The organism is Chitinophaga sp. (genome assembly GCF_036566945.1).
In the GTDB taxonomy this organism is placed as follows: domain Bacteria; phylum Bacteroidota; class Bacteroidia; order Chitinophagales; family Chitinophagaceae; genus Chitinophaga.
The window spans coordinates 1-7,028 of the sequence record NZ_DATCVJ010001027.1 but is presented as its reverse complement, the minus strand read 5'-3'; the positions used below and the strand labels follow the sequence as shown (position 1 = coordinate 7,028).

The 7,028-nt window shown below is 48.4% G+C and carries 3 protein-coding genes; all 3 read left to right on the top strand.

Annotated elements, in window-relative coordinates; genetic code table 11:
* On the top strand, positions 1–3,116 hold a 3,116-nt coding region (locus VIP81_RS30915; protein ID WP_331971143.1), incomplete at its 5' end, for an alpha-L-arabinofuranosidase C-terminal domain-containing protein.
* A 374-nt stretch (positions 3,117–3,490) separates the two neighbouring features.
* Complete coding sequence (locus VIP81_RS30910; RefSeq protein WP_331971140.1) at positions 3,491–6,004, top strand: XrtN system VIT domain-containing protein; 2,514 nt, start codon at positions 3,491–3,493, stop codon at positions 6,002–6,004.
* The coding region (gene xrtN / locus VIP81_RS30905; protein WP_331971137.1) for an exosortase N at positions 5,998–7,028 on the top strand (1,031 nt) is incomplete at its 3' end. The genes VIP81_RS30910 and xrtN, both read left to right, overlap by 7 nt.

The window sequence follows — 7,028 nt, the reverse complement described above, 5'->3', positions numbered from 1 at the left end:
TCGGCCCCCTCGAACAACGCATGCCTACGTATAGCCCATGGGGTTATTGGAGCAGCAACGGATTCGGATACCATGAATACCTGCAGTTTTGTGAAGATATTAATGCTGCCGCCCTCTATGTATTCAATGCAGGCATCTCCTGTGAATACCGCAGTGGCACCTTCATCCCGGACGATCGTCTTGCCCCTGTGATACAAAATGCACTCGATGCAATTGAATATGCAATTGGTCCGGTCACATCGCACTGGGGTAAACAACGCGCCGCGAACGGTCACCCGGCACCGTTTCCACTGAAGTATGTAGAAGTCGGTAATGAACAACATGGTCCCGGTTATGCGAAAAGATATAACCGTTTTTATGATGCTATTCACACTAAATATCCGCAGTTAGGCATCATCGCCAGTATGGGCATTGGCGATGTAAACCGGCATACGCTGGATAGTATGCAGCATACCGATATCGTAGATGAACATGCCTATAAAGACGCCGGCTGGAGCCTGCGCAACTTTGATCATTTTGATCAGTATAAACGTGGTCACTGGCAGATGTATGTGGGAGAATACGCCACCAACGCCGGTGTCGGCAACGGCAACCTGCGGGCTGCCCTGAGCGATGCCGTGTATGTGATGAGCATGGAGAAGAATGGTGACCTGGTAAACATGAGTAGCTATGCCCCGCTGCTCGTGAATGAACATGATGTAGACTGGCCCGTAAACCTCATTCATTTTAATGCTGCCGCCAGCTTTGGACGCATTTCTTACTATGCACTCAATATGCTGAACGATCATAAGGCCACTGTTAATTTCCCGGTAACGACTAACATCCTCCCCGAAACAACGGAGCAGCCGAAGTTTGCCGGTGGCATCGGTCTCGCTACCTGGGATACAGAAGCGGAGTATAAGGATATAGTGGTGGTACAACATAACGATACAGTATATAACAGTAACGCAACTGCCGGATTAACAGCATGGCAGCCTGTACGCGGCAACTGGCCACAAGCCAATGGTATCATGGCCCAAACAGCCGAAGGTGCCCAACAATTGGCCATACTGAAAGATCATCACTTTAACGCCTATACGCTTACACTGAAAGCACGTAAATCAGGCGGCGTAAATGCTTTCATTATTCCATTCGCTGTAAAAGACTCCAATACCTGTTTACGCGCACACATAGGCTCCTGGCTTAACTCACACGCCGTTTTTGAAAGTCTCACGAATGGATATGATGTAGCAGGTATCAGCAACCCGGTTCGAATGAAAGCACCGCTGGCAGCAGATCGTTGGTATAACATCCGCCTGGAAGTGGGCAACAGCGAAGTGAAATGTTACCTGGATGATTCCCTGCTGATGACTTACCGGGAGCCGCAAAAACTTTTTACCATTGCAGGAAAAGACGAGAAAAACGGGGACATCATCCTGAAAATAGTCAATGCCGGTGAACAACCCGTGCATGCAGATATTCACCTGGATGGGGCCACGGCTATATACCCGGTGGCACAGGTGACCACGCTAACCGCCGACTCACCCGAAGCCGAAAATTCATTTGCGCAGCCCGCTGCCTGGGTGCCACACACAACTACCATTACGAATGCAGGACCACAGTTCGACTGGACAGTGCCCGCATTGTCGGTGAATATTATCCGGCTGAAGTCATCACGTATAACCTTTAACGTTAGTATGCCCGTACCGGGAGATAGTATATACCTGGTGGAGATGAAATACCGGGCGGATAGTACGGAGACTCCTGCTGTTAATGGTACGAATTACACTGCTGCTACTACCTTGCAATTGCCGGTATGGACGCCCGGCTACTATCAACAAATGAACTACGCTGCACAGCTAACGAACTTTAAAGTATGCAACGCGGCGGGGGATACGCTGCCATGGCAGGCCGCCAATGCCAACACCTGGGTTATACAACATGCAACAGCTGCGGAGTTGCGGGTGACGTACCAGGTAAAAGCCAATCGCAATTTCGTGGCGGCTACGTACCTGGATAACGGTCACGGATATATTACGCCGGCGGGCATGTTCCTGCATCCTGCCGGTAAAATGGCGCTGCCCGTGGTCCTGGAGCTGCAGCCATATCCCGGCTGGCAGGTAGCTACGGGCATGGATACACTCCGTACCAATATATTTATGGCCAATAATTATGATCAGCTTTATGATAGTCCGCTACTATTGGGTCCACTGGAATCTTTCCCTTCGTTTGACGTCAATGGCATCCCACACTATTTTTCCGCTTTTCAGGCAGGCGATTTCAACAGGCAACAGCTGATGGATGATCTGAAAAAGATCGTCACCGCCGGCGCAGCGGTGATAGGCGATATTCCTTACAATCATTACACCTTCCTCGGCATAGGACCGGGTAGGGGAGGGATAGAACATCTCAACTCTGCCGCCGTATCTTTCACTGGCGATGAGCTGAAGGATAAAGCCGCCCGCTTACGTACCTACAGCTTCCTGGCGCATGAGTACTTTCATCATTACAACGTAAAACGTATCCGCCCGGTGGAGTTAGGCCCTTTTAACTATGAAGCGCCGGAGCGTACACGCCTCTTATGGGTGTCTGAAGGCTTCACCGTATATTATGAATACTTATTGCTGCAGCGGGCAGGACTCATGTCCGGCACCGACATGTTAAACGCACTACACCAGCATATACAATCCTATGAAAACCGCCCCGGCAACCAGGTGCAATCTGTTGCCGCTGCCAGCTACGAAACCTGGGACGACGGCCCCTTTGGTGGCGACCCAGCCAAAACAATTTCTTACTATGATAAAGGCCCCGTGCTGGGTTTCCTGCTGGATCTGCGCATTCGCCACGCCACCGCCAATAAACAATCACTGGACGATGTAATGCGGGCTTTGTACCGGCACTATTATCAGGAAAAACAACGCGGATTCACCAACGCGGAATTCCGCCAAACCTGCGAAGCCATCGCCGGAGTGCCATTGGCCGACTTTTTCGTATATGCGGAAACGGTAGCGCCCATCGATTATGCTACATATCTCCGTTATGCGGGTTTGACCATGGATAAAGCCGGGATACATCTGTCGCCGGCGCCGGATAAATTGCAGCAGGAAATCAGGGCGTCGCTGGGATTATCACGGTGATAATTACTTGACATACTAAGCTCCTCCCAACTGCTGGCAATCACCCTGCCGGCTCTTTGAGGGGGCACAATAGGTAGCCGCCCGGCAGGTAGTGCGATACAAGCTGTTTCGCTATGTATTGCATCCGGCAACATCCTGATTGTAAGTAAACACTTGCCAACAGTTTCGCTATCTCCCACGCCAGCCGCCTCCGGGCGGCCAATACCCATCATGATAATTATTCGTCAGGCTGACTATTAAAAGAAATGGAGAGATGATCCCTGATTATCAACACTCATCTCCCCATTTCTCCTAAAGACTAAAAATATATTTATACTTTGTATTGCAAAGTGCTTTTTATTGTATAGTTTTACGTCCGTATTCAAAACCTATTTATGGAAGTTGGAATTTCCAAACGCCAGCCGGTGTCAGTCATCATCGGCCTGGTATGTCTATGCCTTGCACTATCGATATTTGTATGCTCCTGCGTAGCGCAAAACGAAAATATAAAAGCCGTTTGCTTTTTGATGAATCATTTTCTCTTATTAGTCTATTTTTTCGGGCTATGGGCAGGAGGACATCTTAAACCCAATCCCCACCGGCGAAAGGTAACGGCCCTATTTGTCATCCTGTTATTGACAGATGCCTACACCGTGAATAATACGATGTCCGTATTCCAATCCACCACCACCTGGTTTGCCATTATCCTCGTCATGATGTGTGCTAACATCCTGGCATTTTGTTTTTTTGAGCAATGGCCGGAATGGGGCAGATGCCTGCAATGTGCGGTGCTGGGTTTTACTTTGCTGGTGCCGGTATACCTCGCCTGCTACCTGCTGATGATGTATGTTATTAGCCTCGTAGGACTCATTCTTCTCGGTATTAGTATCGTTACTTTTTCCCCGGCATTTGTACTTTGGTTTAAGTTCCGAATGGTCCGGAAACTGGTATGGCCAGTATACCGATACCGTGTTATTTATCTGGCCACATTGGGATTATCGGCAATGATTATTGTTACTTACGGCGCATTATATGCTGTGAATTTAAACGCCATGCGGAACGTTTATTATAAGGATGGGGAGGATGCACACGAATTACCTGCCTGGGTAAAGGTTGCACAACGGCTGCCATCCGGAGGTTTGACGGAAATGATTTTAAAAACGAACCTCGTTTACATGGCGCCGGATTTCAGCAATTTTGGCTTCATGGATGTACCGAAGCGGGAATATGATACTGAAGCCAAACATGATCCACTGTTTACTACCTCCTCTTTTCTATTTGGGGTTACCTCTATACCAGAAGAAGACAGACGAAAGATCCTCAACGTAATATACGACAAGCGACATTTTTCGGAAGACCGCCTCTGGACCGGAGAAGACCTCGCTACCACCAAAGTAAACACCAGCGCCGATTTGTGGCCGGCTTACCACCTCTCTTATACGGAAAACACGATCACGGTAGCCAATGAAAGTCAAAAGAGCTGGCCACAGAACGGCGAAGCGATTTATACTTTCCATTTACCGGAAGGTGGCGTAGTCACTTCGTTATCCTTATGGATCGACGGCGAGGAAAGAAAAGGCATACTCACGACCAAACAAAAAGCCCAGGCAGCTTATGCTGATATTGTAGGTGTGCAATACCGGGACCCCTCTGTCGTACACTGGCAGGAAGGAAATCGTGTAGTCGTGCGCGTATTCCCGGTGCCGACGCGGGGCGACCGCCGGTTTAAAATAGGCATCACAGCACCCCTGCTGGTTAAAGAGGATAAACTGGTATACCAGCCCACCTGGTTTGAAGGACCTCCACACGATCATGCTGCATATGAAGTGCAGCTAAATATGCAGAACTGGCCTAAGGAAATGTCGTTTCCCGCCGGATTTCATCCGGGTAAGCACAACACTATCACACGGAAAGGCGATTACGACGCAGACTGGGAACTGAAACTCCCGGCTGAACCAGTGGACAACGCGGCGTTTAGTTTTAACGGGCAGCGATATACGCTGTTGCCTTATACGCCGGCCTATGAATTTTTTGCACCGGAAAATTATTATCTCGATGTAAACAGCAGCTGGAAGTACAGCGACTATCAGCAAATAGTCGCACAGCTGAAAGGCAAGCCCGTCTGGGTATTTCATCCGCAAAAGGGAATGATGGCGGTAACAGATAGTAACAAAAAACAACTCTTTGATGAGTTGCAGGAACTCCTTTTTTCCCTGTTCCCGTTTCATCATATCACTAATGCTGCCACTGCGATCATTATTACAGCTACCCAAAATATTTCACCTCAACTGGGCGATCTGGAAGAGGCCAGTTTCCGCGATAGCCTGCGCACTCTCTTTGCCCGCCAACCCATACGGCTATACGATATTGGGACTACCTTATCACCGTACCTGGCCACACTGAAAGAGTCACGGTCACTGATCTACGAAAAGGGAACCACCGCGCAGTTGTTGTCTCAAATAAGTAAAAATACTTTTCTGAAACCAGCAGAAGATAGCACACAGCTGATCATGGCCCAGGCAGGGATACGTATTGCACGTAGTACAGATAGCACGCTGGCACCCGGCCCGGATCACCTGGCACGACTCTTTGCCTATAACCAGGTGCTGCAACAACTGGGGCAACGTGTTACCGCAAATGATCTCGGCAACGATAGCACCCTCATTGATGTAGCAAAACAAGCCCATGTCGTATCGCCATTATCCAGCCTGATTGTGTTGGAAACACAGGCCGACTACGATAAATACAATATCAAAGACGATGGGGAAAGCCTGAAGAATGCAGCATTGAAGGGGCACGGCGCGGTGCCGGAACCGCATGAATGGGCACTGTTCATTATTTCTATGCTGCTACTCACCTATGTAAGGTTTGAGAAAATATTGTTCCGCAAAAAGAAAAGTATATGCTGATGTTATGGTATACCAGGTGTACAAGTAGAGGGGCAAAACTGCCGGCAACCTGGTTGCTGGCAGTTTATATATGCATCGCTATCGTACAGCTGCAAAACTATTTTGCCTGGAGAAGTACCTTCTTTATATTGTCTGTAGTAGCCATGGCCATGGTATTTCGGATAAATCCCACACGTGTGGGCAGTATGCGTTGTGGCTGGATCGCGTTGGCTTTTTTATGCCTGTCGTGGCAACTGCCGGTATTTACGTTCCGGTATGCGCTGTTAATCTCCGCCATTTTTTTTGTAGTAGAATATTTTTATGGACGCATTCATCTGCTCACTTTCATTACCGCTATTTTGGTGACGCCGGTAATGGATTATGCCGCCAATGTATTTAGTTTTCCCCTTAGGTTATGGCTCACCGGCATGGCCGGTAAAATACTGGCGGGCGTTAATCCGGCTATTACCACACAAGGCAATATGATTCAGCTGGGAAGTAATGAATTTGCCGTAGATATTGCCTGTATGGGCTTACAGATGATGCTCACCTCCCTGCTCTGTGGCGTGATGCTCATCGCCTTTTATCAGCGCAGATTCCGGAAAATGCTGCCGGGTATTTTTATAGGTGCCGTTTTGATAAGTATTATTGCCTTAAATATTATTGCCAACCTGTTTCGCATCATTTTGCTGATACAATTTGCATTACCGCCTGATACAGCGGCGCATGATGGCGTGGGCATTTTATCCCTCCTGATCTACGTGATTCTCCCGCTGATACCGGGCATTAAATGGTTGTTGCAACGGTATGGAAAAAGTGAGCGGTACTATACTGATATAACGCCAAATCCGTATGGACTGCCGCTACAGCTTTTACTGCTGGCGGGTATCATTACCGGATGTTATTTAAAAAAAGATAATGCCAATAGTGATGCCGCTAACAGCGCACAGGTGAAATGTTTGCCCGGTTATACGCAAACAATCGCAGGCGATCATGTGATCAGGCAAGTGGCAGCAGATGCATTGCTTTATATTAAACCTATTCC